This is a genomic window from Streptomyces rimosus subsp. rimosus (assembly GCF_000720725.1).
Lineage (GTDB): Bacteria > Actinomycetota > Actinomycetes > Streptomycetales > Streptomycetaceae > Streptomyces > Streptomyces rimosus_A.
This window is the reverse complement of the sequence record NZ_JOCQ01000040.1, coordinates 23,655-48,719: the sequence shown is the minus strand read 5'-3', so window position 1 is coordinate 48,719 and position 25,065 is coordinate 23,655. Positions and strand designations below refer to the sequence as shown.

Annotated in this window: 27 protein-coding genes; 7 read left to right on the top strand and 20 right to left on the bottom strand. The window is 71.6% G+C overall.

The genetic code is table 11. The annotated features are described in order from the left end of the window. The first annotated feature begins 422 nt into the window (after positions 1-422). On the top strand, positions 423-1,586 hold the full coding sequence (locus IH45_RS0121075; RefSeq protein WP_078897694.1) for a chymotrypsin family serine protease: 1,164 nt from the start codon (positions 423-425) through the stop codon (positions 1,584-1,586). A 23-nt stretch (positions 1,587-1,609) separates the two neighbouring features. Next, positions 1,610-2,050, top strand: a complete 441-nt coding sequence (locus tag IH45_RS0121070; RefSeq protein ID WP_030670446.1) for a hypothetical protein — start codon at positions 1,610-1,612, stop codon at positions 2,048-2,050. A 100-nt stretch (positions 2,051-2,150) separates the two neighbouring features. Here IH45_RS0121070 and IH45_RS0121065 read toward each other — a convergent pair whose 3' ends face one another. Continuing rightward, positions 2,151-3,650, bottom strand: a complete 1,500-nt coding sequence (locus IH45_RS0121065) for a hypothetical protein (RefSeq protein WP_030670445.1) — start codon at positions 3,648-3,650, stop codon at positions 2,151-2,153. 253 nt (positions 3,651-3,903) lie between these two features. Here IH45_RS0121065 and IH45_RS0121060 point away from each other — a divergent pair, with 253 nt between their 5' ends. Together IH45_RS0121060 and dapA are read left to right on the top strand one after the other, a co-directional pair. Beyond that, positions 3,904-5,781: an endonuclease/exonuclease/phosphatase family protein gene (locus IH45_RS0121060; RefSeq protein ID WP_324607948.1), complete on the top strand. Its 1,878-nt coding sequence runs from the start codon at positions 3,904-3,906 to the stop codon at positions 5,779-5,781. Between the two features lie 68 nt (positions 5,782-5,849). Then, positions 5,850-6,761, top strand: coding sequence for a 4-hydroxy-tetrahydrodipicolinate synthase (gene dapA, locus IH45_RS0121055; RefSeq protein ID WP_030670439.1), 912 nt, complete (start codon positions 5,850-5,852; stop codon positions 6,759-6,761). On the opposite strand, the gene IH45_RS0121050 is transcribed toward dapA, so the two are convergent. From IH45_RS0121050 to IH45_RS0120975, 16 genes are all read right to left on the bottom strand, one after another. After that, a complete protein-coding gene (locus IH45_RS0121050) occupies positions 6,718-7,539 on the bottom strand; it encodes an EI24 domain-containing protein (RefSeq protein WP_030670436.1) in 822 nt (273 codons plus the stop codon). The two genes, dapA and IH45_RS0121050, sit on opposite strands and share 44 nt — an antisense overlap. A gap of 57 nt (positions 7,540-7,596) precedes the next feature. Continuing rightward, positions 7,597-8,319: a hypothetical protein gene (locus IH45_RS0121045; RefSeq protein WP_030670433.1), complete on the bottom strand. Its 723-nt coding sequence runs from the start codon at positions 8,317-8,319 to the stop codon at positions 7,597-7,599. Continuing rightward, positions 8,316-8,480 (bottom strand): hypothetical protein, encoded by a 165-nt coding sequence (locus tag IH45_RS1000000148805; protein WP_158813184.1) that lies wholly within the window; start codon positions 8,478-8,480, stop codon positions 8,316-8,318. Before IH45_RS1000000148805 ends, IH45_RS0121045 begins: the two co-directional genes overlap by 4 nt. 165 nt (positions 8,481-8,645) lie before the next feature. Further along, positions 8,646-9,635, bottom strand: a complete 990-nt coding sequence (gene dapD / locus IH45_RS0121035; protein ID WP_030670430.1) for a 2,3,4,5-tetrahydropyridine-2,6-dicarboxylate N-succinyltransferase — start codon at positions 9,633-9,635, stop codon at positions 8,646-8,648. An 84-nt stretch (positions 9,636-9,719) separates the two neighbouring features. Then, complete coding sequence (locus IH45_RS0121030) at positions 9,720-10,730, bottom strand: hypothetical protein (RefSeq protein ID WP_158813182.1); 1,011 nt, start codon at positions 10,728-10,730, stop codon at positions 9,720-9,722. A gap of 167 nt (positions 10,731-10,897) precedes the next feature. Then, positions 10,898-11,437 (bottom strand): TetR/AcrR family transcriptional regulator, encoded by a 540-nt coding sequence (locus IH45_RS0121025; RefSeq protein ID WP_030670426.1) that lies wholly within the window; start codon positions 11,435-11,437, stop codon positions 10,898-10,900. Then, a complete protein-coding gene (locus IH45_RS0121020; RefSeq protein WP_030670424.1) occupies positions 11,437-11,760 on the bottom strand; it encodes a DMT family transporter in 324 nt (107 codons plus the stop codon). Before IH45_RS0121020 ends, IH45_RS0121025 begins: the two co-directional genes overlap by 1 nt. Positions 11,761-11,848: 88 nt before the next feature. Beyond that, positions 11,849-12,211, bottom strand: a complete 363-nt coding sequence (locus tag IH45_RS0121015; protein ID WP_030670421.1) for a VOC family protein — start codon at positions 12,209-12,211, stop codon at positions 11,849-11,851. A 44-nt stretch (positions 12,212-12,255) separates the two neighbouring features. Beyond that, positions 12,256-12,591 (bottom strand): metal-sulfur cluster assembly factor, encoded by a 336-nt coding sequence (locus tag IH45_RS0121010; protein WP_030670419.1) that lies wholly within the window; start codon positions 12,589-12,591, stop codon positions 12,256-12,258. Then, entirely contained in the window at positions 12,588-13,046 is a 459-nt protein-coding gene (sufU, locus tag IH45_RS0121005; protein WP_030670418.1) for a Fe-S cluster assembly sulfur transfer protein SufU, read from the bottom strand. Before sufU ends, IH45_RS0121010 begins: the two co-directional genes overlap by 4 nt. A 20-nt stretch (positions 13,047-13,066) precedes the next feature. Next, positions 13,067-14,323: a cysteine desulfurase gene (locus tag IH45_RS0121000; RefSeq protein WP_030670417.1), complete on the bottom strand. Its 1,257-nt coding sequence runs from the start codon at positions 14,321-14,323 to the stop codon at positions 13,067-13,069. Further along, positions 14,320-15,084, bottom strand: a complete 765-nt coding sequence (sufC, locus tag IH45_RS0120995; RefSeq protein ID WP_030670416.1) for a Fe-S cluster assembly ATPase SufC — start codon at positions 15,082-15,084, stop codon at positions 14,320-14,322. The genes IH45_RS0121000 and sufC overlap by 4 nt, the downstream gene beginning before the upstream one ends. Positions 15,085-15,090: 6 nt before the next feature. Continuing rightward, entirely contained in the window at positions 15,091-15,426 is a 336-nt protein-coding gene (locus IH45_RS0120990) for a non-heme iron oxygenase ferredoxin subunit (protein ID WP_030670415.1), read from the bottom strand. Then, positions 15,423-16,607 (bottom strand): Fe-S cluster assembly protein SufD, encoded by a 1,185-nt coding sequence (gene sufD, locus IH45_RS0120985; RefSeq protein WP_030670414.1) that lies wholly within the window; start codon positions 16,605-16,607, stop codon positions 15,423-15,425. Before sufD ends, IH45_RS0120990 begins: the two co-directional genes overlap by 4 nt. Positions 16,608-16,662: 55 nt before the next feature. Next, a complete protein-coding gene (gene sufB, locus IH45_RS0120980) occupies positions 16,663-18,084 on the bottom strand; it encodes a Fe-S cluster assembly protein SufB (protein ID WP_030670413.1) in 1,422 nt (473 codons plus the stop codon). Further along, positions 18,081-18,929 (bottom strand): helix-turn-helix transcriptional regulator, encoded by an 849-nt coding sequence (locus tag IH45_RS0120975; protein ID WP_030670412.1) that lies wholly within the window; start codon positions 18,927-18,929, stop codon positions 18,081-18,083. The genes sufB and IH45_RS0120975 overlap by 4 nt, the downstream gene beginning before the upstream one ends. A 316-nt stretch (positions 18,930-19,245) precedes the next feature. On the opposite strand from IH45_RS0120975, the gene IH45_RS0120970 reads away from it, so the two are divergent. The 3 genes from IH45_RS0120970 (at position 19,246) to IH45_RS0120960 (ending at position 22,126) form a co-directional block, all read left to right on the top strand. Then, entirely contained in the window at positions 19,246-20,208 is a 963-nt protein-coding gene (locus IH45_RS0120970) for an ABC transporter ATP-binding protein (protein WP_030670410.1), read from the top strand. After that, on the top strand, positions 20,205-21,002 hold the full coding sequence (locus tag IH45_RS0120965; RefSeq protein ID WP_030670408.1) for an ABC transporter permease: 798 nt from the start codon (positions 20,205-20,207) through the stop codon (positions 21,000-21,002). Before IH45_RS0120970 ends, IH45_RS0120965 begins: the two co-directional genes overlap by 4 nt. Before the next feature lie 95 nt (positions 21,003-21,097). Beyond that, a complete protein-coding gene (locus IH45_RS0120960; protein WP_030670406.1) occupies positions 21,098-22,126 on the top strand; it encodes a COX15/CtaA family protein in 1,029 nt (342 codons plus the stop codon). On the opposite strand, the gene IH45_RS0120955 is transcribed toward IH45_RS0120960, so the two are convergent. From IH45_RS0120955 to IH45_RS0120945, 3 genes are all read right to left on the bottom strand, one after another. Continuing rightward, the gene (locus IH45_RS0120955; protein WP_030670404.1) at positions 22,096-23,145 is read right to left on the bottom strand and encodes a hypothetical protein; all 1,050 of its coding nucleotides are present in this window, start codon (positions 23,143-23,145) and stop codon (positions 22,096-22,098) included. The two genes, IH45_RS0120960 and IH45_RS0120955, sit on opposite strands and share 31 nt — an antisense overlap. 166 nt (positions 23,146-23,311) lie before the next feature. Beyond that, positions 23,312-23,686 (bottom strand): hypothetical protein, encoded by a 375-nt coding sequence (locus IH45_RS0120950; RefSeq protein ID WP_030670402.1) that lies wholly within the window; start codon positions 23,684-23,686, stop codon positions 23,312-23,314. Between the two features lie 115 nt (positions 23,687-23,801). Further along, a complete protein-coding gene (locus IH45_RS0120945) occupies positions 23,802-24,785 on the bottom strand; it encodes a heme o synthase (protein WP_078897705.1) in 984 nt (327 codons plus the stop codon). Positions 24,786-25,065 lie beyond the last annotated feature (280 nt).

The following is a 25,065-nucleotide window of genomic DNA, read 5'->3' as shown; positions in this document are numbered from 1 at the left end:
ACACACTGGCGCGCCGCGGCGAACTGCGGTTGAACCCGGTACGACACCGCGATGTCCGGGAAGCGTTTCCCTCCACCCCGGAAAATCATGGCAAACAAGGTCATCAGGGGCATCTGCGCAGTAAGCGCAAGATTTATCGCGTACCTCCTTGACCGCCGACCGGCCCCGGCAATAGACAGTCCCTACCTGCATCACCCGTAGGGAGAGCGGAGCGCCCGGAGCCGTACGGAACCGCCCGGGGAGCTGTTCCGTGCCGGGTTCCCGTCCTCCCCTGAGAGCCCGCCGCCGTACGCGGTCCGGGCTCGTGAAGCGAACGCGGTCCCGCCCCGCAGCCGTAGCCGCCCGTACGCGGGAGCCTTCGCGCCACCGGACGCACGGCTGAGAGCCGCGCGGGACGCCCACCGGGGAAGAGGTGGTCTGGTGTGAACCAGCCCGAGATGATGCGCGGACCCACCGGAGGTCAGGTCAGCGACACCTCCCGCCAGCAGGCACTTTCCGACTTCATGCACCCGCAGAACCCGACCGCGAACGTCGTCGGCTTCGGGCACGGCGTGAAGTGGACCAACGGCGAGCCCACGGGCGAGGAAGCCGTGCTGGTCTTCGTCACGCAGAAGGTCCCGGAGTCGATGCTCCCGGAGCGGGACGTGATCCCGCGCGAGATGGACGACGGCACCCCGACCGACGTCCTGGCCGTCGGCCACATCTCCGCCCAGCCGCAGCAGCGCGTACCGGGCGGGCAGCAGGGCCGGTCGCGCTCCGAGGAGCAGGGCGGTCTCGCGGGCGACGGCGGCCGGATGAGCGCGCTCGCCCAGCCGCTGCTCGAAGAGCTGAGCCAGCTCGGCAGCGCCCTGGAGCCGCAGCTGCTCAAGCGTCGGATGCGGCCCTGCCCGGCCGGCTTCTCCGTCGGCAACGTGCAGGTCACCGCCGGCACGCTGGGCAGCGTGGTGTACGACTTCCTGCCCGGCGCCGCGACCAACCCGCCGGCGCCCGGCCTCGGCGTACCGGGCAAGTTCTACATCCTGAGCAACAACCACGTCCTCGCGGACTCCAACCGGGCGCCGCTGGGCAGCGCCGTACTGCAGCCGGGCAAGTTCGACGGCGGTACGGACCCCGCGGACCGGATCGGCACACTGGACCGCTTCATCTCGATCCAGTTCGCTCCGCAGATCCCGCTGACGCAGCACAACAACGTGGTGGACGCGGCGCTGGCGAAGATCGAGTTCGAGGACGCCACGCGCCAGACGTACTTCAGCGGCGCGCCGCGCGCCTGGCGCCGCAAGTCGGCGGTGGCGGTGGGCGACCTGGTGAAGAAGACCGGCCGGACCACCAACATCAGCTTCGGGCGGATCGTCTCCACCGACGCCACGGTCGACGTGAACTACGGCACGGCCGGTACGGCGCGCTTCAAGGACCAGATCATGACCACGAACATCTCGGCGGGCGGCGACTCCGGTTCGCTGGTGACCTCGCTCGACAACGTCGCGGTCGGTCTGCTCTTCGCGGGCTCGTCGACGGTCACCATCGTCAACCACTTCGAGACCGTCCGCACGCTGCTGCGCGTCGAGGTCGCCGAGCAGCTGGCCTGACCCACCGAGCCTGAGGGAGAGCCATGACAAGCGCAGCACCGAAGAAGAAGGGTCCGGGCCACGAGCACCAGTTCATCAACGCCCAGGGCTCCGAGGTCAAGACCCGTGACGAGGCGTTCGCCGTCCAGCGCGACGTCTCCGCCGAGGCCCTTCAGGTCACCCAGAAGATGGCGCTCCACAACCAGGCGCTCACCTTCGACATGGAGGTCAACTACAACCCGAACACCAACGTCATCACGGGCGGCCGGATCACCACCGGCATCTGCGGCGCTCCGTGGGACATCACCGGCGGCTCGATCGGCAGCTCGCTGCGGATCGACGCCAAGCGTCCGGGCAGCGGCGGCAACTGCGCCGCCACGGTCACCATCATCGGCCAGTTCCAGGTCCCGCTGTCCTACCGCGGCACCTACGGGTTCAACGGCCAGTCCACCTCGTTCAACCACACGACGCAGATCGTGTGCTGACGGCGCACCTCCGCCGGAAAGGGCCGGCGGGCGGCGGGAGCACCGAGGTGCCCCGGCCGCCCGCCGGTCGCGGCGGCTCGCGGGAGCCGCCGCAAAAGCCTCAGCTCTCCTGGCGCGAGCGCGCCTTGAAGGCGGCCTTACGTGCCTCCTTGGCGGTCTTCTTGTCCGGGTGCAGGCGCCCCATGGCCTCCAGCACGTCGGCGGTCGCCGGGTGGTCCACCCGCCAGGCCGTGTCGAAGAAGCCGCTGTGCTGGCCGACCAGGCCCTCGACCAGGGCGCGCAGCTCGGCCGCGCTCTCCTCGGCGGCGTCGGCCGCGCCGAGCTGCGCCGCGATGGTGTCCACGGTCAGCCAGAAGATCATGTCCTGGGACGGCTCGGGGACGTCCGTGGCGCCGTGCTCGGCGAGCCACACCCGGGCCAGGCCGCCCAGCTGCCGGTCGTCGAGCACCTCGCGCAGCGCGGGCTCGGCCTCCGGTCCGGCCAGCGACAGCGTCTGCTGGCAGGCCAGTCGGCGCAGCGGCCCGTCCTCGTCGTCGCCGCGGGCGGCGGCGAGCAGGTCGCGGGCGGCGTCCAGGGGCTTGCGGGCCGCGAGCCACTGCTCGGACTCGGCCTGGGCCAGCGGCTCCGGGTAGCCGGGCAGGGCGTCCAGCAGGACGTCGGCGCCCTTGTCGGTGAGGTCGCCGACGGCCGGGGCGTCCACCCCGGCGTCCAGCATCCGGGCCCGTACGGCGTAGATGCCCAGCGGGGTGAGCCGGACCATCCCGTAACGGGAGACGTCCTCGTCCTCCAGGGGCTCGGGGGACTTCACGGTGGCGCCGTCCTCGTCCAGCTCCTCGATCAGCGCCTCGTCCACCGGCCGGTACGCGACCAGGCCGATCGGCTCCAGCACCCGGAACTGGTCGTCGAGCCGCATCATCGCCTCCGACACCTCTTCGAGGATGTCGTCGGTCGGCTCGTCCATGTCGTCCGGCACGATCATCGAGGCGGCGAGCGCGGGCAGCGGCACGGCCTGCTCGGGGTCCTCGTTCAGCGCGGTGAGCAGGTAGAGGTTGCCGAGGATGCCGTCCAGCAGCTCGGCCTCCTCCTCCGGGTTCCAGTCGATCGCGTCCAGGTCCAGGTCGCCGCCCTCGGCGATCTGGTCGGCGATCTCGGAGAGGTCGGGCGCCACCGCGTCGGCGAGCACGGTCTCCATGCCGCCGAGCCAGATGTCCAGGATGTCCTGCGGGCTGCCGGAGGTCAGCAGCGCCAGTTCCTCACCGGGCGTGGCGGTGCCGGCCGCCGCGTCGTCGGGCAGCGTCTCGCCCTCCTCGGCGGTCTCCGCGCTCTCCTCGATCTCCACCAGACCGGTGTCGACCGCCAGCTGCCAGGCCTCGGCGGCGTACCCGGCGCCGTCCTCGTCCGCGCTCAGGCCGAGGTGGCCGACGGCGGCGGCCAGCTGCTCCTGGAGGAGTTCGCCGCCGACGCCGACGGGCACGCCGGGCTCGGCCCAGCGGGCCAGCTGCGCGGCCCGGGCGAACAGCGGCGCGCTCAGCGCGTCCCGCGCCAGCTCCGCGTCGGAGTGCAGCCGCACCGGCGGCAGGGTGGGGCGGTCTGCGGACATCTCGGGTTCAGCTCCTCGTGCGGACTACGGCTCGTACGACGCCCCAGCGTAGACGGAATTCCGCGCATCTCGGGCGGTTCACCTGGGTTTCCGTGCCCGTACACCCGGCGAACCTTGACAACTGCGGTGGCCACACAAGAGATTGACGCGCGTAGAGGCGGCCGGACCGTTTCCGCTCCACTGCTTTTCCGCCTTCTTCCGCTTCTCCCACCCGATTGCTCCCTACCCCTCGCACGCCTTCCGGAGGCCCGCCGTGTCCGCGCAGACACCGCCGCACATACCGCCGCACGCCCCGACCCGTACGCCCCGCCGCCGCACGCTGCGCAGGCCCGCCGCCGTGACCGCGGTGGTCGCCGCCGCGCTGACCGGCGGGCTGCTCGCGGTCCCGCAGTCCGCTTCGGCCGCGGAGCTCCGTATCCACGACATCCAGGGCACCACCCGCCTGTCGCCGTTCGCCGGGAAGCAGGTCGCGGACGTGCCCGGCACGGTCACGGCGGTACGGGCCTTCGGCTCGGCCCGCGGTTTCTGGGTGCAGGACCCGCGGCCGGACCGCGACCCGGCCACCAGCGAGGCGGTCTTCGTCTTCACCGGCAAGCAGACGCCGAAGGTGGCGGTGGGTGATTCCGTACGGGTCTCCGGCACGGTCAGCGAGTACTACCCGGGCGGCGAGCGGGCCGGCCTCCAGTCCGTCACCGAGATCACCGACGCCGCCTGGACCGTCGCCTCCTCCGGCAACCCGCTCCCGGCCGCCTTCAAGCTCAACGCCTCGACCGTGCCGGATCGTTACGCCCCGTCCGCGGGCGGCAAGAGCATCGAGAACCTGCGGCTGCGCCCGAACGCGTACGCCCTGGACCGCTACGAGTCGCTGGAGGGCATGCGGGTCTCCCTGACCGACGCGTCCGTCGTCGGGCCGACGAACACCCACAACGAGCTGTGGGCGACCGCCGAGCCGGGCCACAACCGCACCGTGCGCGGCGGCACGCTCTACGGCTCGTACCGGGACCCCAACTCCGGACGGGTCAAGATCACCTCGCTGATCCCCTTCGCCCAGCGGCCCTTCCCCGTCGCCGACACCGGCGACCTGCTGACCGGCACCACCGCGGGCCCGCTGGACTACGACAACTTCGGCGGGTACGGGATCGCCGCCACCGAGCTGGGCACGCTCACCGACCGCGGCCCGGCCCGGGAGACCACGCGCAAGCAGCGCGCCGACGAGCTGGCGGTGGCCACGTACAACGTCGAGAACCTCTCGCCCAAGACGCCGCCCGCCAAATTCGCGCGACTGGCCGAGGCACTGGTGAAGAACCTCGCGTCGCCGGACATCGTGGCCCTGGAGGAGGTCCAGGACGACAACGGCCCCACGGACGACGGCACGGTCTCCGCAGAGGCGACGCTCAAGCAGCTCACCGACGCCGTCAAGACCGCCGGCGGCCCGTCCTACGCCTGGCGGCAGATCGACCCGGTCAACGACCAGGACGGCGGCCAGCCCGGCGGCAACATCCGGACCGCGTTCCTCTACAACCCGGACCGGGTCTCGTTCACGGACATCGCCGGGGGCGACGCCACCACCCCGGTCAAGGTGACCGGCTCGCCCGGCAAGCCCCGCCTGTCCGCCTCGCCGGGCCGTATCGACCCCGGCAACCCGGCCTGGGCGAACAGCCGCAAGCCGCTCGCCGGACAGTTCTCCTTCCAGGGCCGCCCGGTCTTCGTCGTCGCCAACCACTTCAACTCCAAGGGCGGCGACCAGGGCCTCGACAGCCGCTTCCAGCCCCCGGCGCGCACCTCGGAGACCCAGCGGGTCCAGCAGGCCGAGGCGGTGCACGGCTTCGTCGAGGACCTGCTCACGGTGGACCCGAAGGCGGACGTGGTGGTGGCCGGCGACCTCAACGACTACCAGTTCTCCCCCGCGCTGAAGGCGCTCACCAAGGGCGGCGTACTCACCGATCTCGTCGACCGGCTGCCGCGCGGCGAGCGCTACGGCTACGTCTACCAGGGCAACTCGCAGGTGCTGGACCACATGCTCACCAGCCGCCACCTGCGCCGCGTGGACTACGACATCGTCCACATCAACGCGGAGTACGCGGACCAGTCGAGCGACCACGACCCGCAGGTGCTGCGACTGAAGAGGTAGTACTGCTAACCAATAGCGGGAGTACATCTAAGTAGACCTGAAGTCCGCGGTGGGGCCAGACTCCGCTCATGAGCACCTCCGACGCTCCGAGCGCCGTCACCCCACCGCCCTTCGGCCGCGCCGCCGTCGCCATGGTCACCCCGTTCCGCGCCGACGGCACGCCGGACCTCGACGGCGCCCAGAGCCTGGCCGCCCACCTCGTCGCCGAGGGCTGCGACGGCATCGTCCTCAGCGGCACCACCGGCGAGTCCCCGACCACCACCGACGCCGAGAAGGAGGCCCTGGTACGGGCCGTCGTCGCGGCGGTCGGCGACCGGGCGCGGATCACCGCCGGGGTCGGCACCGGCGACACCCGGCACGGCACCGAACTGGCCCGCGCCGCCGAACGGGCAGGCGCGCACGGCCTGCTGGTGCTGCCCCCGCCGTACTCGCGCCCGGGCCAGGAGGCCGCCGCGCACCACCTGCGCACGGTCGCGGACGCCACCGGTCTGCCCATGATGCTCTACGACATCCCCGGGCGGACCGGCACCGCGCTGGCCGCCGGCACCCTGCTGCGCCTCGCGGAGCACCCGCGCGTCCGGGGCGTCAAGGACTGTGCGTACGACCTGATGAAGACCGCGAAGGTGCTGGCCGCGACGGATCTCGCGTACTACGCGGGCTGCGACGAGCAGACCCTCCCGCTGCGGTCCATGGGCGCCGTCGGCTGCGTCAGTACGGTCGCCAACGCCGCGCCCCGGGAGGTACGGGCGGTCCTCGACGCGTACGACGCCGGCGACCCGGCCGAGGCCACCCGCCGCTACCTCCGCCTCGTCCCGCTCATCGAGGCGATGATGGGCACCGAGCACCCCGGCGCGGTCACCGCGAAGGCGCTGCTGAACCTGCTCGGGCTGCCCGCGGGGCCGGTCCGCGCGCCGCTGCTGGCGGCGGGGCCGGAGGTCACCAGCGGGCTGGCGGCGGCCCTGAAGGCTGCACAGCAGTAACCCCGTCCGCCTCCTGCGCATCGCCTTCCCCCACTTCCCCACCCTCATCGGTGAGGTCCCGGACGAGCAGCGTCGCGCCGGCCACCGCGCCGGGCATCAGGAACACGGCCACGAACGGCACGAGGAACAGCAGCACCAGCGGCGTACCGAACCCGACGGCGAGCCCCTTGCGGCCGCGCAGCATCCGCAGCCGCTCCCGTACGGGGATGCCGCGCCGCTGCATCGCCACCGAGGTCAGCTCCACCGTGAGGAAGAAGCCGGAGACGCAGAAGCCGATCGCGGGCACCACGGTCTGCCCGACCACCGGCAGGAAGCCCAGCACGAAGAAGAGCACGCCGAAGCCGGCGGCGCGCACCAGGACGTGCACACTGTCCTTGAGCGAGATCCACAGCTCCCGCCACAGCGGCAGGCCGGGACCGGGCGGGGCGCCGCCCTCGGTCTCCTCGACGCGCTCGGACAGCGCCTCGTAGAAGGGGTCCCCGATCAGCAGCGTGACGGCGGTGAAGGTCAGCACGGACAGCAGCAGCCCGCCCGCGAAGAGCAGCGCGACGAACAGCCCGCGCAGCAGCCCCTGCCAGGGCGAGCCCCAGCCGTCGGCGAAGGGCGTCGCCCAGGCCGCGAGGTCGCCCGCGAAGAAGGCCAGCGCGACCAGCGCCCCCGCGTACAGCACGAGCGCGATGAGCGCAGGGATCATCCCGAACCCCCACCACCGGCCGTGCCGGGCAACCCAGCGTTGCCCCTTCCCCAGGTACCCCGTTCCCGCCACAAGATCGCGCATGCCGGTCAGCGTAGCTGGCCGGTGGCGAGCGTCCGTCTCCGTACCGTACGGATACGGTTACGAGGTCCGGTCCGCGCCGTCCTTGCCGGTGAACCGGGCCAGCTGGCGCTGCAGCCAGTCGAGCCGGGCCTGCATCAGACCGGCCTCGGCGGCCAGCTCGGGCACGGTACGGGCCTCGGCCGCCGGCCGCTCCCCGGCAGGCTCCTCCCCGGCCTCCGGATCACCGCCCGCGACGATCCGCAGCGGCCCGCCCCCGAGCCGTACGAACTCCGCGAAGCTCACCGCCGTCCAGGACGCGAACGCCGTACGCCCGCGCCGGGCCGCGCACCCCGCGCAGACGGCCGTCAGCACCCGCCAGCCGGTACGCCCCCACCCCGCGTCCGCGAACGCGCACGGCATCCCGCCGCACGCACACGCGCCGACCCGCGCGACCCGCACCCGCTGCCGCTCGTACCGCATCCCGCGCTCGAAGCGGATGTACGCGCCGAGGACGGTGACCTCCAGCAGCACGGCCTTGCGGTACTGGCTGGAGCACGCCAGCGCCAGCGCCTGGTCGAAGGTGTGCAGACAGTAGAAACCGCAGTCGCAGCGCAGGGCGGGGCTGCGGTGCCGCCTGCCGTACACACAGCGGGCCTCGTCGAGGAACCCGTACGGAAGCGCGCCGCCGAGCGAGACCCCGGCGAACCCGGCCCGCGCGCCGTCGTGGGAGAGGACGGCGTTGGCGAGCTTGTACCCCTCGGGCGGCGCGGCGGGACGCTCCTCCGGCAGCCGCAGCCTCATCGCCCGGCGGGGACCGGGTGCCGCTCCGGGGCATCGGCGGGTACCGGCTCCGGGGCCTCGCGCTCCGCGACCGCCTCGGGCACCGCCGCCACCCCTTCGCCGCACACGACGGCCTCCACGTCCTCCGCGACACCGACAGCAAGCGCTTTGCCCAGCCTCATGACGCCTCCCGGTACAGACCGGTCCGTTGGACACCGTCTCGCCATGGTGGCCCAGGAACGGCCGGGTTGGCAGGGTCCGATACCGGCCACAGCACGCGCCGTGGCCCGGCGGGGAGATCCCGCCGGGCCACGGTGCTACGCCAGTTCCTGGTGTGGCGCCACGCCTCAGTTGTGGCTGTGCAGCACCTCGTTCAGCCCGCCCCAGGTGGCCTTGTTCGGGCGGGCCTCGACGACGCCGGTGGTGGAGTTGCGGCGGAAGAGGATGTTGTCGGCGCCGGAGAGTTCGGCGGCCTTGACGATCTGGCCGTCGGGCATGGTGACGCGGGTGCCCGCGGTCACGTACAGGCCCGCCTCGACCACGCACTCGTCGCCCAGCGCGATGCCGATGCCGGACTCGGCACCGAGCAGGCAGCGCTCGCCGATCGAGATGATCTGCTTGCCGCCGCCGGAGAGGGTGCCCATGGTGGAGGCGCCGCCGCCGATGTCCGAACCGTCGCCGATGACGACGCCCGCGGAGATCCGGCCCTCGATCATCGAGGTGCCGAGCGTGCCGGCGTTGAAGTTGACGAAGCCCTCGTGCATCACGGTGGTGCCGGCCGCGAGGTGGGCGCCCAGGCGCACCCGGTCCGCGTCGGCGATCCGTACGCCGGCCGGGGCGACGTAGTCCGTCATCCGCGGGAACTTGTCGACACTGGTGACCTGGAGGTGCAGGCCCTCGGCGCGGGCGTTCAGGCGCGCGGTCTCCAGCTGGTCGACGGCCACCGGGCCCAGCGAGGTCCAGGCGACGTTCGCCAGCAGGCCGAACATGCCCTCCAGGCTCTGCCCGTGCGGCTTGACCAGCCGGTGGCTGAGCAGGTGCAGGCGCAGGTACACGTCGTGCGCGTCCAGCGGCTTGTCGTCCAGCGAGGAGATGACCGTACGGACGGCCACGACCTCGACACCGCGGCGCGGGTCGGGACCGACCGCCTTCGGCGCGGCCTCGCCGAGCAGCTCGACGGCGCGCTCGGCGGTCAGCCGCTCGGTCCCGGCCGGGCCGGGGTCGGCCACCAGCTCCGGCGCGGGGAACCAGGTGTCGAGGACGGTGCCGTCGGTGGTGACGGTGGCGAGCCCGGCGGCGACGGCGCCGGATGTACGGGGGGAAGCAGCTTCGGTCATGTCGAAAACCTAACCGGAGGGGGGCTGCCCAGGCGAACCGGTCCCGGGGTGCGGGACGCGTGCCGCGTGCCGGTTCGCCCGCTCCTAGGTACGCGTCACCGTTCCGCAGCCGGCTTCCGGGTCCCCGGTCATCTCCTTGCTCCGGTCGTACGGGTCGACGGCCGGGCCCGACGCCACGGCCCCCGCCCGGCTGTCCGAGAACTGCGGGTGCAGGAACCCGTCGTACACCTCGCAGGCGGTGTTGGCGAAATCGGAGTCGTAGCCGGTCAGGGCCAGCTTGCCCGGCGTCACCTGAAAGCGCCGCGGGTCGTTGATCTCGATGTCCACCACCCGGCGGACCACGGTACGGGCCACCTCGGAGGCGCCCGCCGCGGCCTTCACGACCGGGTAGACGAAGGTGTAGTCGGCGTGTACGGCCAGCGCGCCGTCCCGGCCCTCCTTGAACGTCATCCGGCCGCGCGTCTTGACGACGTCACCGGCGAGCCGCACCTCGTGCGGGTCGAACCGGGTGAACAGCCGCAGCGGATCGTGCTCCCGGTCCGGCTTCGACAGACCGGCCTCCAGGTCCTCCCGTACGTCCGGCTGGAGCGGATCGACGAGGTCCAGGGCCGCCGTGGGACGCCCGCCGCGCAGCGTCCGCGGGTTCAGGTTGGCCTCCACCAGCAATTCCTTCGCCTTCCGCAGCACGCCCGCCACCTCGTCCTTCGACAGGCGGCCCACGGGCTCGGCGTCCGGCGGGACGATCCCCGCCGCGCCGTCCGCGTACCGGACGGCGGGCGAGCCCGCGAAGGGCGCCTTCAGGGTCGGGGTGGCGGGGAACGCCTCGTCGGCGGGCGCCGCGCTGGGCGCCGCGGTCTCCGGAGGCAGCGGGGCGGCCTTGACACCGCTGTCCGGCCTCCAGGGGAGCTTCGCGCGGATGTCGCCCGGGTTCAGGACCAGCACCGCCGCTCCGGCCGCGACGACCACCCCCGCGCCCATACGTATCCGCCTGCGCCGCCGCGCGGCCCGCCTGTCCCGGTCCCGCCAGGCCGGACCGGTCCACCAGTCCTCGGTGCCGTCCGCCTGCCCGCCCGTGCCCCGGGGCTTCCTCTTCACGTGTGTTCTCTCGCCTCGTACCGCTGGGAGGCGGCAGGCGCAGAGCACCGCAAGGCCCCCAGGTGATCAATAATGATCAAGATTTACACGGAGGCGGACACACGCCACAAGTTGCGTGATAAAGGATCGGTAACCGAGAAGTCGCCGAACGACCACCGGGGCCCGCCTCAGCCGATCACCCGCGCCACCGCGTCCCGCACCTCCGCGCGGTCGAATTCCCGCCCCGTCAGCAGATGCTGCAGCATCAGCCCGTCGATCAGCCCGACCAGCGCCCGCGCGGTCCCCGCGTCACCGGTCCGCCGTCGCAGCAGCTCGGCCATGGTGTCGAGGCACTCGGCCGCGAGCGGCCGGACCGCCTCGTGCCGCAGCGCCGCGAGGTAGAGCTCGTACTCCAGCTCCACCCGCGACCGGTCCCCGCCCAGCGACTCCTCGACCAGCCGCGTCAGCTCGTCCGCGAGCGGAACATCCGGGTCCACGCCCCGCACCCACTCCTCGATCCCGGCCAGCCACTCCCCGTTGACCTGCCGCAGCGCGGCGGTCAGCAGGTCGTCCAGCGAGGCGAAGTGGTACGTGGTCGAGCCGAGCGGTACGTCCGCCTCGGCGGCCACCGCGCGGTGACTGAGCCCGGCGATACCCCGTCCGGCCACCACCCGTATCGCCGCGTCGATGATCCGCTGCCGCCGGTCCGGGTCGTAACGGCGCGGCATCAGTGCGTCGCCCCGCCGAGATTCAGTACGACAACGCCCGCGATCACCAGCAGCACCCCGACGATCCGAGCGGCACTCGCCGCCTCCCCGAGGAACACCATCCCGATCGCCGCGACGACGGCCGTCCCGGCTCCGGACCAGATCGCGTACGCCGTCCCGACGTCCATGGTCTTCAGCGTCTTGGCCAGCAGCACGAACGCGACGACGTACCCGAGCACGGTGCCCAGCGAGGGCCACAGCCTGCTGAACCCCTCGCTGTACTTCATCGAGGTCGTCGCAAGGATCTCGGAGATGATCGCCCCGGCAAGCGTCACGTACACCATGCGTACGAGCGTACACAACGATGCGTACGACCGTACGTAAAGCCGGGGCCAATGATCGGCCCCGGCTTCCGGTCCCACTGCGGCTCCCTCAGTCCAGCAACGACTTCTTCGGCCTCAGCACGCAGAATTCGTTGCCCTCGGGGTCCGCCAGAACCACCCACGACACCTCCCCCTGCCCCACGTCCACCCGCCGCGCCCCGAGCCCGAGGATCCGCTCGACCTCGGCCGCCTGATCGTCCGGGGCGAGGTCGATGTGCAGGCGGTTCTTGCCCGCCTTGGTCTCGGGGACGGGGAGGAAGACGATGCCGGGCAGGGCGTTCCCGTCGGCGGCGATGATCACCTCTTCCTCGTCCTCGTACACGATGTGCCAGTCCAGGACACGGGCCCAGAAGGTGGCGAGGCCCTTGAGGTCGTGGGCGTCGACGGCCAACTGGTACAGAGAAACGGCCATGCCCGCCAGTGTGCCTGGCGGGCATGGCCGTGTCAGGGGGTCGATCAGACGTTGAAGCCGAGCGCCCTGAGCTGCTCACGGCCGTCGTCGGTGATCTTGTCGGGGCCCCACGGCGGCATCCAGACCCAGTTGATCTTGAGTTCGCTGACGATGCCGTCCGTGGCGGACCGCGCCTGGTCCTCGATGACGTCGGTCAGCGGGCAGGCCGCCGAGGTGAGCGTCATGTCGATGGTGGCGATGTTGGCGTCGTCGATGTGGATGCCGTAGATCAGGCCCAGGTTGACGACGTCGATGCCCAGCTCGGGGTCGACGACGTCGTACAGGGCCTCGCGGACCTCTTCCTCCGAGGCCGGCTTCGTGGTCACTGCGTTCTCGGTCATGCGGTCTTCGCCTCCTCGGAGAGGGCCTTGGCAGTCGCGTCCTTCCAAGCCATCCAGCTCAGCAGGGCGCACTTGACGCGGGCGGGGTACTTCGAGACGCCGGCGAACGCGACCGCGTCCTCCAGCACCTCCTCCATGGCGTCGTCCGGCTCCAGCTGGCCGCGGGACTGCATCAGCTCCAGGAAGGTCTCCTGGATCTTCTGCGCCTCGCCCAGCTGCTTGCCGACCAGCAGGTCGTTGAGCACGGACGCGCTGGCCTGGCTGATGGAGCAGCCCTGGCCCTCGTACGACACGTCTTCCACGGTCGCACCGTTGAGCCGTACGCGCAGGGTGATCTCGTCACCGCAGGTCGGGTTGACGTGGTGCACCTCGGCGTCGCCGTCCCGCAGACCGCGCCCGTGGGGGTGCTTGTAGTGGTCCAGGATGACGTCCTGGTACATGGAATCCAGCTTCACGGCTCAGTCAGTCCTCGTCCTCATCCGAAGAAGTTGCGGACGTGCTCCAGCCCCTCGACCAGGGCGTCGACCTCGGCCGGAGTGGAGTACAGGTAGAAAGACGCTCGCGTGGTCGCGGGAATTCCGTACCGCAGGCAGACCGGCCGCGCGCAGTGGTGGCCGACCCGGACCGCGATGCCCTGCTCGTCCAGCACCTGGCCCACGTCGTGCGGGTGGATGTCACCGAGCGTGAAGGAGATCGTCGCGCCGCGGTCCTCGGCCGTGGAGGGGCCGATGATGCGCAGGTCCGGGACCTCCAGCAGCCGCCGGACGGCGTACTCCGTCATGGCGTGCTCGTGCGCGGCGATGTTCTCCATGCCGATCGAGGTGAGGTAGTCCACGGCCGCGCCGAGGCCGACGGCCTGCGCGATCGGGGGCGTGCCCGCCTCGAACTTGTGCGGCGCGGGGGCGTAGGTCGAGGAGTGCATGGACACCGTCTCGATCATTTCGCCGCCGCCGAGGAACGGCGGGAGGTCCTCCAGCAGCTCCTGGCGGCCCCACAGGACGCCGATGCCGGTCGGGCCGCACATCTTGTGGCCGGTGAAGGCCACGAAGTCGGCCTGGAGTGCTTGGACATCCAGCGGCATGTGCGGCGCTGCCTGCGAGGCGTCGATGCAGACCAGTGCGCCGACCTCCTGGGCGCGGCGGATGATCGCCTCGACCGGGTTGACGGTGCCCATCAGGTTGGAGACCAGCGTGAAGGAGACGATCTTCGTGCGGTCGGTGATGACCTCGTCGATCGTGTCCAGGTCGAGCCGGCCGTCGTCGGTCAGTCCGAACCACTTCAGCTTCGCGCCGGTGCGCTGCGACAGCAGCTGCCACGGCACGATGTTGGAGTGGTGCTCCATCTCCGTGATGACGATCTCGGTGTCCTGGTCGACCCGGTACGGCTCGTCCGCCCAGCCGAGCATGTTCGCCACGAGGTTGAGCGACTCGGAGGCGTTCTTGGTGAAGATCACCTCGTCGCGGCTCGGCGCGTTGATGAAGGCGGCAACCTTGTCGCGCGCGCCCTCGTACAGCGCCGTGGCCTCCTCGGCGAGCACGTGCACACCGCGGTGGACGTTGGCGTTGTAGCGCTCGTAGTAGGCGTTCAGTGCGTCGAGGACCTGGCGGGGCTTCTGCGAAGTCGCCGCGTTGTCCAGGTACACGACCTTCTTCCCGTCGTGGATCTGTCGGTCCAGGATCGGGAAGTCCTTGCGGATCGCCTCTGTGTCGAGGAGGCCCGGCAGCTTCGTCACGCGGTTGCGCCACCCTTCACGTACGCCTCGTAGCCCTCGGCCTCCAGCTTGTCCGCCAGCTCCGGGCCGCCGGACTCGGCGATCCGGCCGTTGGCGAAGACATGCACGTGGTCGGGCTTGATGTAACGGAGAATCCGGGTGTAGTGGGTGATCAGCAGGGTGCCCACGTCACCGGACTCGCGGACCCGGTTGACGCCCTCGGAGACGATCCGCAGCGCGTCGACGTCCAGGCCGGAGTCGGTCTCGTCGAGGATCGCGATCTTCGGCTTGAGCAGCTCCAGCTGGAGGATCTCGTGGCGCTTCTTCTCACCGCCGGAGAAGCCCTCGTTGACGTTGCGCTCGGCGAAGGCCGGGTCCATGGACAGCCGCTCCATGGCCTCCTTGACCTCCTTGACCCAGGTACGCAGCTTGGGAGCCTCGCCGCGGATGGCGGTGGCCGACGTACGCAGGAAGTTGGAGACGGAGACGCCGGGGACCTCGACCGGGTACTGCATGGCGAGGAAGACGCCGGCGCGGGCGCGCTCGTCGACGGACATCTCCAGGACGTCCTCGCCGTCGAGGGTGACGGTGCCGCCGGTGATCGTGTACTTGGGGTGACCCGCCAGCGAGTAGGCGAGGGTGGACTTGCCGGAGCCGTTGGGGCCCATGATGGCGTGCGTCTCGCCCTGCTTCACGGTCAGGTCGACGCCCTTCAGGATCTCGCGCGGGCCGCCTTCGGCCTCGACGGAGACGTGCAGGTCGTGGATCTCAAGCGTTGCCATGGGGACTCAGGACTCCTGGGTGACGGAGACGAGCACGGAAGCGTCCGGGCCCTCTCCTTCGATCTTTACGGGGTATACGGGGACGGGCTGCGTGGCGGGCAGACCGGAGGGCTTGCCGGTGCGCAGGTCGAAACTGGAGCCGTGCAGCCAGCACTCGATCGCGCAGTCGTCCACCTCGCCCTCGGACAGCGAGACGTTGGCGTGCGAGCAGATGTCGTTGATCGCGAACACCTCGCCCTCGGTGCGGACGAGGGAGACCGGCACACCCTCGATCTCGACCCGCTTGGGGCTGTCCTCCTCCAGCTCGGACAGCCCGCAGGCGCGTACGTAGGCGGCGCTCATGCCACGGACGCTTCCAGCTCGGCCTCGATCTTGGCGATCAGGCGCTCCTCGACGTCCGGCAGACCGATCTGCTGGACGAGTTCGGTGAAGAAGCCGCGGACGACCAGGCGGCGGGCCTCGTCGGCCGGGATGCCGCGCGCCATCAGGTAGAACAGCTGCTCGTCGTCGAAGCGGCCGGTGGCCGAGGCGTGGCCGGCGCCGACGATCTCGCCGGTCTCGATCTCCAGGTTGGGCACCGAGTCCACCCGGGCGCCGTCGGTCAGCACCAGGTTGCGGTTCAGCTCGTAGGTGTCCGTGCCGGTGGCGGCGGCGCGGATCAGCACGTCGCCGATCCAGACCGCGTGCGCGTCCTGGCCCTGGAGAGCGCCCTTGTAGACGACGTTGGAGCGGCAGTTCGGCGCCTCGTGGTCGACGAAGAGGCGGTGCTCCTGGTGCTGGCCGTTGTCGGTGAAGTACAGGCCGTAGAACTCGGCCTCGCCGCCGGGGGCGGCGTACGTCACGCGCGGGTGCAGCCGGACCAGGTCGCCGCCGAAGGTGACGACCACGGACTTGAAACCGGCGTCCCGGCCGACCAGCGCGTTGTGCTGGCCGACGTGGACGGCGGTGTCGTCCCAGTCCTGCACCGAGACGACGGTCAGCTTGGCGCCGTCGCCGATGAGGTAGTCGACGTTGGCGGCGAGCGTGGCGTCACCGGTGTGGTCGATCACGACGACGGCCTCGGCGAACGCGCCCAGCTCGATGACCTGGTGGCCGAAGGCGGTGCCGCCCTCGCCGTGCACCGCGATGCGGATCGGCTCGGTGAGCACCGTCTCCTTGGGCACCGTGACGACGGACGCCTTCTCGAAGGAGCTGTACGCCTGGGCGGCGACCCGGTCGACGGGCTTGCCGGCCTTGCCGACGCGCGGGTCGTCGCGCTCGACCAGTTCGTGGGTGACGCCCTCGGGCGCGGTGATGTCCACCTTCAGGTCGGCGCCCGAGGCGACGGCGGTGCCGTCGTGCAGGCCCTTCAGGCGCGCGAGGGGCGTGAAGCGCCACTCCTCCTCGCGGCCGTGCGGCACCGGGAAGTCCGCCACGTCGTAGGACGGCGGGGCGCTCATCCGGGTGGCGACGGTGGATTCGGCGGCCACCGCGATCGAGCCGGTGGTCGTGGAACCAGCCGGGATTGTCGAAGCCTCAGCCATGGCTGTCGTCGTGCTCTCTTCCTCGTTGAGAATCAGTCGCTGCTCGTGCCGGTCGTCAGCCGACCGCGCCTTCCATCTGCAGCTCGATCAGCCGGTTCAGCTCCAGCGCGTACTCCATGGGCAGCTCGCGGGCGATCGGCTCGACGAAGCCGCGCACGATCATCGCCATCGCCTCGTCCTCGGACAGGCCGCGGGCCATCAGGTAGAAGAGCTGGTCGTCGCTGACCTTGGAGACGGTCGCCTCGTGGCCCATGGTCACGTCGTCCTCGCGGACGTCCACGTACGGGTAGGTGTCCGAGCGGGAGACCGTGTCGACCAGCAGGGCGTCGCAGAGCACGTTGGACTTGGAGCCCTCGGCGCCCTCGCCGATCTCGATCAGACCGCGGTAGGACGTCCGGCCGCCGCCGCGCGCCACCGACTTCGAGACGATGTTGGACGAGGTGTGCGGGGCCATGTGGACCATCTTGGCGCCGGCGTCCTGGTGCTGGCCCTCGCCCGCGAAGGCGATGGACAGGGTCTCGCCCTTGGCGTGCTCGCCCATCAGGTAGACGGCCGGGTACTTCATGGTCACCTTGGAGCCGATGTTGCCGTCGACCCACTCCATGGTCGCGCCCTCGTAGGCGACGGCGCGCTTGGTGACCAGGTTGTAGACGTTGTTCGACCAGTTCTGGATCGTCGTGTAGCGGCAGCGGCCGCCCTTCTTCACGATGATCTCGACGACCGCGGAGTGCAGCGAGTCGGACTTGTAGATCGGGGCGGTGCAGCCCTCGACGTAGTGGACGTAGGCGTCCTCGTCGACGATGATCAGCGTCCGCTCGAACTGACCCATGTTCTCGGTGTTGATGCGGAAGTACGCCTGGAGCGGGATGTCCACGTGCACGCCCTTGGGGACGTAGATGAACGAGCCGCCCGACCAGACCGCGGTGTTCAGCGAGGCGAACTTGTTGTCGCCGGCCGGGATCACCGTGCCGAAGTACTCCTTGAAGAGCTCCGGGTGCTCCTTGAGCGCGGTGTCGGTGTCCAGGAAGATGACGCCCTGCTGCTCCAGGTCCTCGCGGATCTGGTGGTAGACGACCTCGGACTCGTACTGCGCCGCGACACCGGCGACCAGCCGCTGCTTCTCCGCCTCGGGGATGCCCAGCTTGTCGTAGGTGTTCTTGATGTCCTCGGGCAGGTCCTCCCAGGAGGCGGCCTGCTGCTCCGTGGAGCGGACGAAGTACTTGATGTTGTCGAAGTCGATGCCCGAGAGGTCCGAGCCCCAGTTCGGCATGGGCTTCTTGCCGAAGAGCTTGAGGCCCTTGAGGCGGAGCTTGAGCATCCACTCGGGCTCGTTCTTCTTCGCCGAGATGTCGCGGACGACGTCCTCGGACAGGCCGCGCTTGGCAGAGGCGCCGGCCACGTCGGAGTCGGCCCAGCCGTACTCGTACGTGCCCAGGCCCTCGAGCTCGGGGTGAGCAGTCTCCGTGGGGAGAGTCATGCGGGGTTCCTCCCGGCCGTGCTTGCAGAAGCTGTGGTGGTCTTGGTGGTGCGGTGGGCGGCCTTGCCGGCGCTCTGGTGGCCCTTCGGGACGAAGGTCGTGCAGACACCGTCGCCGTGGGCGATGGTGGCAAGGCGTTGCACGTGGGTTCCCAGCAGACGGGAGAAGACCTCGGTCTCCGCCTCGCACAGCTGCGGGAACTGCTCGGCGACGTGGGCGACCGGGCAGTGGTGCTGGCAGAGCTGCTCACCTAGCTGATGACTGGGCGCGCTGCGTGCCGTAGCAGCGTACCCGTCCGCGGTCAATGCCTCGGCGAGTGCCTGGGTGCGGCCCTCGGGGGCGGCGGCCTCGACGGCGTGCCGGTAGCCCTCGGCGAGCGCGGCGAAGCGGGCACGGGCGAACGCCGCGATGGCGGCATCGCCCAGCTCGCCGCCGCCCGCGCTCTCCGCGATCCAGCGCAGCGCGTCGGCCGCCAGCTGGTCGTAGGACTGGTCGAAGGCGTCCCGGCCGCAGTCGGTGAGCGCGAAGACCTTGGCGGGACGGCCTCGGGTGCGGGCGCCGTAGACGCGCTTCTCGCGGGGTTCGACGACGTTCTCCGCGACGAGGGCGTCGAGGTGGCGGCGGACGGCCGCCTGGGTCAGCTCCAGCCGGAGGGCCAGCTCGGCCGCGGTGGACGGGCCGTGGTCGAGGATGGAACGCGCGACGCGGTTGCGCGTGCCCCGCTGTTCGTCGTGGGACGGCACGGCGCCGGAGGCGGACCGCGCGGCCCTCGCGGGCGCGGGGCGGTCCGGCCCGCCGGCCGGCCGGGCCGCGGTGCCTTCCTGGTCCTCGCTCGCGTATTTCACAACGCCATTGTTGCGTAATTCCTCAGGCCGATACAAGCCTCGACCGGATCACGGACAGGTGGCCTCGATCACTTAGGGTCACCTAATCGGCAGGAGCCGCAGGTGGCCGTACGGATTCAGCCAAACCGCATCTGACCTGCGGGTTCAGCGTCGCGCTCGGGTCCCGGAAGGTCGCCCGCCCCCTCCCCCTCCCGACGCCGATGATCTACGCCCCGCACAGGGCGCCCCGCTTCCGCCGCCCGGGGGAACACCCCCTTGGTCGGACCTTTTCGCCCCCGCTCCTGCGCGCACCCCCGCGCTTCGTAGACTTCCGGTCATGCGCAGCGCCTCCTCCGGGGACACCCCCCGGGCCCCCGGCCGTCCGCCCGCCGTAGAGATCACCGGCCTGGTCAAGCGGTACGGGAGCAAGACCGCGGTGGACGGCCTCGACCTCCGGGTCGGGGCGGGCTCGGTGACCGCCGTCCTCGGACCCAACGGCGCCGGGAAGACCACCACCGTCGAGATCTGCGAGGGCTACCGCCGCCCCGACGCGGGCACCGTGCGCGTCCTGGGCCTGGACCCGGTCGCCGACGCCGCGGCGCTACGCCCCCGTATCGGCGTGATGCTCCAGTCCGGCGGCGTCTACGCGGGCGCCCGCGCCGAGGAGATGCTGCGGCACACCGCGAGCCTGCACGCCCACCCCGTCGACGTGGACCTGCTCATGGACCGGCTGGGCCTGGGCAGCTGCGGCCGTACGAGCTACCGGCGGCTGTCCGGCGGGCAGCAGCAGCGGCTCGCGCTGGCCATGGCCGTGGTCGGCCGCCCCGAGCTGGTCTTCCTGGACGAGCCGACGGCCGGTCTGGACCCGCAGGCCCGGCACGCCACCTGGGACCTTGTACGGGAGCTGCGCGCCGACGGCGTGAGCACCGTACTGACCACCCACTTCATGGACGAGGCCGAGCAGCTCGCCGACGATGTGGCGATCATCGACGGCGGCCGGGTGATCGCCCAGGGCAGCCCGGAGGAGCTGTGCGCGGGCGGCGCCGAGAACACCCTGCGCTTCACCGGCCGGCCCGGCCTCGACCTGGGCACGCTGCTCAAGGCGCTGCCCGCGGACAGCGCCGCGGCCGAGCTGACGCCCGGCACGTACCGGGTGAGCGGGAAGGTCGACCCGCAGCTGCTGGCGACCGTGGCCTCCTGGTGCGCGCAGCACGGTGTGATGCCGAACGCCATCGCCGTCGAACGGCACACCCTGGAGGACGTCTTCCTCGAACTGACCGGCAAGGAGCTGCGTTCATGACCGCCACCGGCACGACGGACCGGGGCGCCACCCCGGGCACCTTCGCCCCCCGGCCCGGCGCGGCGCCGCTGGGCCGGATGATCCGCGCGCAGGCCCTCCTCGAAACGAAGATGCTGCTGCGCAACGGCGAGCAGCTGCTGCTGACCGTCGTCATCCCGACGCTGCTGCTGGTCCTGTTCTCCGCCGTGGACATCGTGGACACGGGCGCGGGCAAGGCGGTCGACTTCCTGACGCCGGGCATCCTGGCCCTCGCCGTGCTGTCCACCGCCTTCACCGGGCAGGCCATCGCCACCGGCTTCGAGCGCCGGTACGGGGTCCTCAAGCGGCTGGCCGCCTCGCCGCTGCCGCGCTGGGCGCTGATGACGGCCAAGACCTGTTCGGTGCTGGTGACCGAGATCCTCCAGGTCGTACTGCTGACGGTGATCGCGTTCGCGCTGGGCTGGTCCCCGCACGGCAACCCCCTGTCCGTGGTGCTGCTGCTCGTCCTCGGTACGGCGGCGTTCTCCGGCCTCGGCCTGCTGATGGCGGGCACGCTCAAGGCCGAGGCGACACTGGCGGCGGCCAACCTCGTCTTCCTGCTGCTGCTGGTCGGCGGCGGGGTGATCGTGCCGCTGGACAAGTTCCCCGACGCGGCGCAGTCGGTGCTCGGGCTGCTGCCGATCTCCGCGCTCTCGGACGGCCTGCGGGACGTCCTCCAGCACGGCGCCGGCCTGCCCTGGGGCGACCTCGGCGTCCTCGCGGTGTGGGCGGTCCTCGGGCTGGGCGCGGCGGCGAAGTTCTTCCGCTGGGAGTAGCCGGAGAGCAGGCGTGACCTGCGGGTACGTGACCGGCCCGCGCGTTGCCCACCCCCTCGTGAAACTTTGCACAAGCCGCGGCCTACGATGGCTGCGTGCCGAACACGTGGAACCCCTTTGAGCTGATCGCGCGCCGCTGGCAGCCGAGCGCCGCCTTCGTACGGCGGGCCGCGCTGGCCACCGTCGTGATGTCCGTCGTGATCGTCGTGACCGGCGGCGCCGTCCGGCTCACCCAGTCCGGCCTGGGCTGTTCGACCTGGCCCAAGTGCACGCCGGACAGCCTCACGCCCACCGCCGCGATGGGCATCAACGGCCTCATCGAGTTCGGCAACCGGCTGCTGACGTACGTGCTGTGCGCGTTCATCGGCGTCTTCATCATCGCGGCCCGCGCCCGCGCGCCCCGCCGCCGCTCGCTCACCCGCCTCGGCTGGGCGATGTTCTGGGTGGTCATGGGCAACGCGGTCTGGGGCGGCATCGTCGTCCTGACCGGCCTGAACCCGTACCTCGTGGCCGCGCACTTCCTGCTGACCACCGCCCTGCTCACGGTCTCCGTGCTGGCCTGGCGGCGGTCCGCCGAGGGCGACGAGGCGCCGCGCGACCTGGTGTCCCGGCCGGTGCGCCAGCTGTCCGGGCTGCTGGTCCTGGCGACCGGCGTGCTCACCGTCATCGGCACGGTCGTCACCGGCGCGGGCCCGCACGCGGGCGACGCCAAGAAGGTCCACCGCATCCCGGTGGACTGGCACGAGATCACCCAGCTGCACGTCGACTTCGTCTACATCGTCGTCGGCCTGTCCGTGGCCCTGTGGTTCACGCTGCGCGCCGTCAAGGCGCCGGCCGCGCCGCGCCGGATGGTCCTGGAGCTGTTCGGCTGCATCGCCCTCCAGGGCGTCATCGGCTACGTCCAGTACTTCGCGGGCCTGCCGGAGATCGTCGTCGGCCTGCACATGCTGGTCTCCACGCTGGTGTGGATCTGCGTGCTGCGCATCCACCTCGCGCTGCGCGACCGGGGGCCGGTGCCCGTCGGCGAGGGCGGGACCCCCGCGGCCGACGCCGAGGTCCCCGCGCCCGCCACCGAGATCCCGGCCGACGCGTCTCAGCCCGCCGCCGGCGCCTCCAGCCGGTAGATCCGGCGCGCCGTCCCGGACGCGATCATCGCGGTGATCCGCCGCGCGTCCGCGGGCGCGCACATGCCCTCCTCGGTCCACTCCCGTACGACCCGCTCCACGGCCCGCACGAAGAAGCGCGCGCCCGTGACGTACAGCTCGGGCAGCGCCCGCGCCCCCGTGGAGAACAGCAGCTTGCCGAACGGGGCCCGGACGAGGGTTTCTCCGGGGTCCGGCCCGGCGTCCGCGTAGACGTGCGGATGGACCGCCGCCAGCCGCGCCGCCCGCGCGTGGTGCGGCGGCCGGGGCAGCAGCACCACGTCCGTACCGATACCGGCGGTGGCCCGCAGGAAGCCCGCCAGCGGTCGCGGGTCGGGGCAGTGCAGCTGTACGGGGACGCCGGTGGCCACCGCGCTCCACAGCAGGTGCCGCAGCAGCGTCGGGTCGGTGAGCCGCTCCCCCGGCCTGCGGTCGCGCAGCCACCGGTCGGCAGCGCGCCGCACCTCGCCCGCCTCCGGGGCGCGGCCCTCGCAGAAGGCGGCGGAGGAGGCGAAGGCCGTGGCGTCCTGGGTGGCCGCGTAGACGGCCTCCGCGGTGTAGCCGATGAAGGAGTCGACGCTGCCCGAGGTGTCGGCGATCTGTTCGGCCAGCGGTTCGAGCCGTATGACCTCGTGGGCCCCGGCCTCCGCGGCGGCGGCCAGTTCGGCGGCCGAGGTCAGCTCGCTGGGCGCGCCGGCCGCCAGCAGGAACGTCCCGATGCCGGAGCCGCGCAGCAGCAGGCGGGTCGCGCGGAAGGCGCCCAGCTCCCGCCTGCGGGCGAGGTAGCGGGCGGGCGGGCAGTGGGCCTCCAGGCCGAGCAGCGGCGGGCACCAGCGGCGTACGCCGAGGCCGGTCCAGCTGTCGAAGAAGGTGGTGCCGGCCGGTGCCGGGCCGTGGCCGCCGGAGGCAGCGGCCAGGTGCGCCTCGAAGGCGCCCAGCCCCAGGTCCCCGTGGAGCGCGCCGTGGCTGTACTGGTCCACGAGCGGTGGCAGTCGGTCCATCCGCTCCTCCTCCCCGAAGCCGCTGAGGCCGCCGAAGCCGCCGAAGCCGAAGGCGCCCGCGGCGCCGAAAGCCCACCCGGCGCGGCACGGACGCCGCCCCTGGTGGGCTCAACGGACGACCCGGTCGTCAGGTAGCGGGCCGTTCGGCGGGGCCGTGCGAGCCGGCTCAGGTGTTGGCCGGACCGCCCACCTGGATGCCCGCCATCCGCGACCATTCGTACGGCCCGGTGCGCACCTTGGCCGCGAACTCGCCGTCGAAGTCCTCGTGCAGCTCGGCGCCCGCCCGCTCGGCCGCGGCCCGGGCGATGTCCAGGGAGTCGGCGACCAGGTTGCCCCACTGGCCGTCCGCGCCGACCAGCGCGATCCGCACCCGGCCGCGGCCGATGTGGGCGAGCTGGGCCCCGGTGCTGCCGCCGTGCGCGGCGGCGAAGGCGCGTACGGCCTTGGCCAGCGCGGCCGTGCGCCGCTCGTCCCGCTTTCCGGGCCGGCCGCCGGCCGGCTGGTCGTCGAGCTGCTCGTCCGCCTGCTTGGTGTCTGCCATGAACAGGATGCTACCCGCCGGTAATCAGCGGCGGAAGAGCCGCCCGGGGTACGCCGAGGGCCCGTCACGAACGCGTCGTGACGGGCCCTCGGGAAGCTTCGGGCGCAGCGTACGGCTACCGCAGGAAGGGGTCCACGGCCAGCGCGACGAACAGCAGCGAGACATAGGTGATCGACCAGTGGAACAGTCGCATCTCCTTCAGCTTCGGCCCGGTGATCCCGGCCTTGGCGCGGGACTGGAGGCCGTGCGCCTCGATGAGCCAGAAGCCGCCGCACAGCACCGCCACCGCCGTGTAGAACCAGCCCGTGTAGCCCAGCGGCTGGAGCAGCAGCGAGACCAGCACCATCACCCAGCTGTACGCGACGATCTGCCGCGCCACGGCCTTGTTCCCGGCGACGACCGGCAGCATCGGCACGCCGACCCGCTCGTAGTCGTCCTTGGCCTTCATGGACAGCGGCCAGTAGTGCGGCGGCGTCCAGAAGAAGATGACGAGGAAGAGGATGGCCGAGGCCCAGGAGACGGTGTTGGTGACCGCGGACCAGCCGATGAAGACCGGCATGCAGCCCGCGATGCCGCCCCAGACGATGTTCTGGGCGGTCCGCCGCTTGAGGATCATCGTGTAGACGACCACGTAGAAGAGCAGCGCGCCGAGCGAGAGCATCGCCGACAGCGGGTTGACCAGGAACCAGAACCAGGCCGTGGACCCGATCGCCAGCGCGGTCGCGAAGACCAGGCACTCCCGGGGCGAGACCATGCCGGTGACCAGGGGCCGCTGCGAGGTGCGGTCCATCAGGGCGTCGATGTCGCGGTCGATGTACATGTTGTACGCCGCCGCGCCGCCCGCGGAGAGATAGCCGCCGATGCAGGTCGCCAGGACCAGGCCCAGGTCGGGCACACCGCCGGCGGCCAGGAACATCACCGGAACCGTCGTCATCAGCAGCAGCTCGATGACGCGCGGCTTGGTCAGTGCCACGAACGCCTTGACACGGGCCCCGAACGGACGGTGACCTGAACCCTGCGGGCTCGAAGCGAGCTCCCCCATAGCCTGGACGGCATGGGCGGTACCCCCACCCGCAGGACGGGATTCGACGGCCGTCACGCACACCCCTGGAAGTAACATCAGCGGCTTGCGCCGCGAAGATAAGGCCAGCAAGCGTTCCCGGCCGTGAAGACCCGGTAAAGGCTTGCGCGTACCACGCCACTTTAGACGTTGGCCATACGACGGCCTTCGCGGGGGTGGGGTCGTGTTGAGGCCGGTTCCCAGGCCGCCCGGGCCGCGTCGCCCGCTGCCCGCCGCGCGCGTCACGCACCGTGTACCGCTGCTCCGCGGCGCGCCACGGCCACCCGTTTCCCGCCCTTCCCCGGCGCCCCGCCCCGCG

Coding starts and splice junctions, on each gene's coding strand:
- IH45_RS0121070 (WP_030670446.1), top strand. CDS start 1,610: ATGACAAGCGCAGCACCGAAGAAGAAGGGTCCGGGCCACGAGCACCAG.
- IH45_RS0121065 (WP_030670445.1), bottom strand. CDS start 3,650: ATGTCCGCAGACCGCCCCACCCTGCCGCCGGTGCGGCTGCACTCCGAC.
- dapA (WP_030670439.1), top strand. CDS start 5,850: ATGAGCACCTCCGACGCTCCGAGCGCCGTCACCCCACCGCCCTTCGGC.
- IH45_RS0121050 (WP_030670436.1), bottom strand. CDS start 7,539: ATGCGCGATCTTGTGGCGGGAACGGGGTACCTGGGGAAGGGGCAACGC.
- IH45_RS0121045 (WP_030670433.1), bottom strand. CDS start 8,319: ATGAGGCTGCGGCTGCCGGAGGAGCGTCCCGCCGCGCCGCCCGAGGGG.
- IH45_RS1000000148805 (WP_158813184.1), bottom strand. CDS start 8,480: ATGAGGCTGGGCAAAGCGCTTGCTGTCGGTGTCGCGGAGGACGTGGAG.
- dapD (WP_030670430.1), bottom strand. CDS start 9,635: ATGACCGAAGCTGCTTCCCCCCGTACATCCGGCGCCGTCGCCGCCGGG.
- IH45_RS0121025 (WP_030670426.1), bottom strand. CDS start 11,437: ATGCCGCGCCGTTACGACCCGGACCGGCGGCAGCGGATCATCGACGCG.
- IH45_RS0121020 (WP_030670424.1), bottom strand. CDS start 11,760: ATGGTGTACGTGACGCTTGCCGGGGCGATCATCTCCGAGATCCTTGCG.
- IH45_RS0121015 (WP_030670421.1), bottom strand. CDS start 12,211: ATGGCCGTTTCTCTGTACCAGTTGGCCGTCGACGCCCACGACCTCAAG.
- IH45_RS0121010 (WP_030670419.1), bottom strand. CDS start 12,591: ATGACCGAGAACGCAGTGACCACGAAGCCGGCCTCGGAGGAAGAGGTC.
- sufC (WP_030670416.1), bottom strand. CDS start 15,084: ATGGCAACGCTTGAGATCCACGACCTGCACGTCTCCGTCGAGGCCGAA.
- IH45_RS0120990 (WP_030670415.1), bottom strand. CDS start 15,426: ATGAGCGCCGCCTACGTACGCGCCTGCGGGCTGTCCGAGCTGGAGGAG.
- sufD (WP_030670414.1), bottom strand. CDS start 16,607: ATGGCTGAGGCTTCGACAATCCCGGCTGGTTCCACGACCACCGGCTCG.
- sufB (WP_030670413.1), bottom strand. CDS start 18,084: ATGACTCTCCCCACGGAGACTGCTCACCCCGAGCTCGAGGGCCTGGGC.
- IH45_RS0120970 (WP_030670410.1), top strand. CDS start 19,246: ATGCGCAGCGCCTCCTCCGGGGACACCCCCCGGGCCCCCGGCCGTCCG.
- IH45_RS0120965 (WP_030670408.1), top strand. CDS start 20,205: ATGACCGCCACCGGCACGACGGACCGGGGCGCCACCCCGGGCACCTTC.
- IH45_RS0120955 (WP_030670404.1), bottom strand. CDS start 23,145: ATGGACCGACTGCCACCGCTCGTGGACCAGTACAGCCACGGCGCGCTC.
- IH45_RS0120950 (WP_030670402.1), bottom strand. CDS start 23,686: ATGGCAGACACCAAGCAGGCGGACGAGCAGCTCGACGACCAGCCGGCC.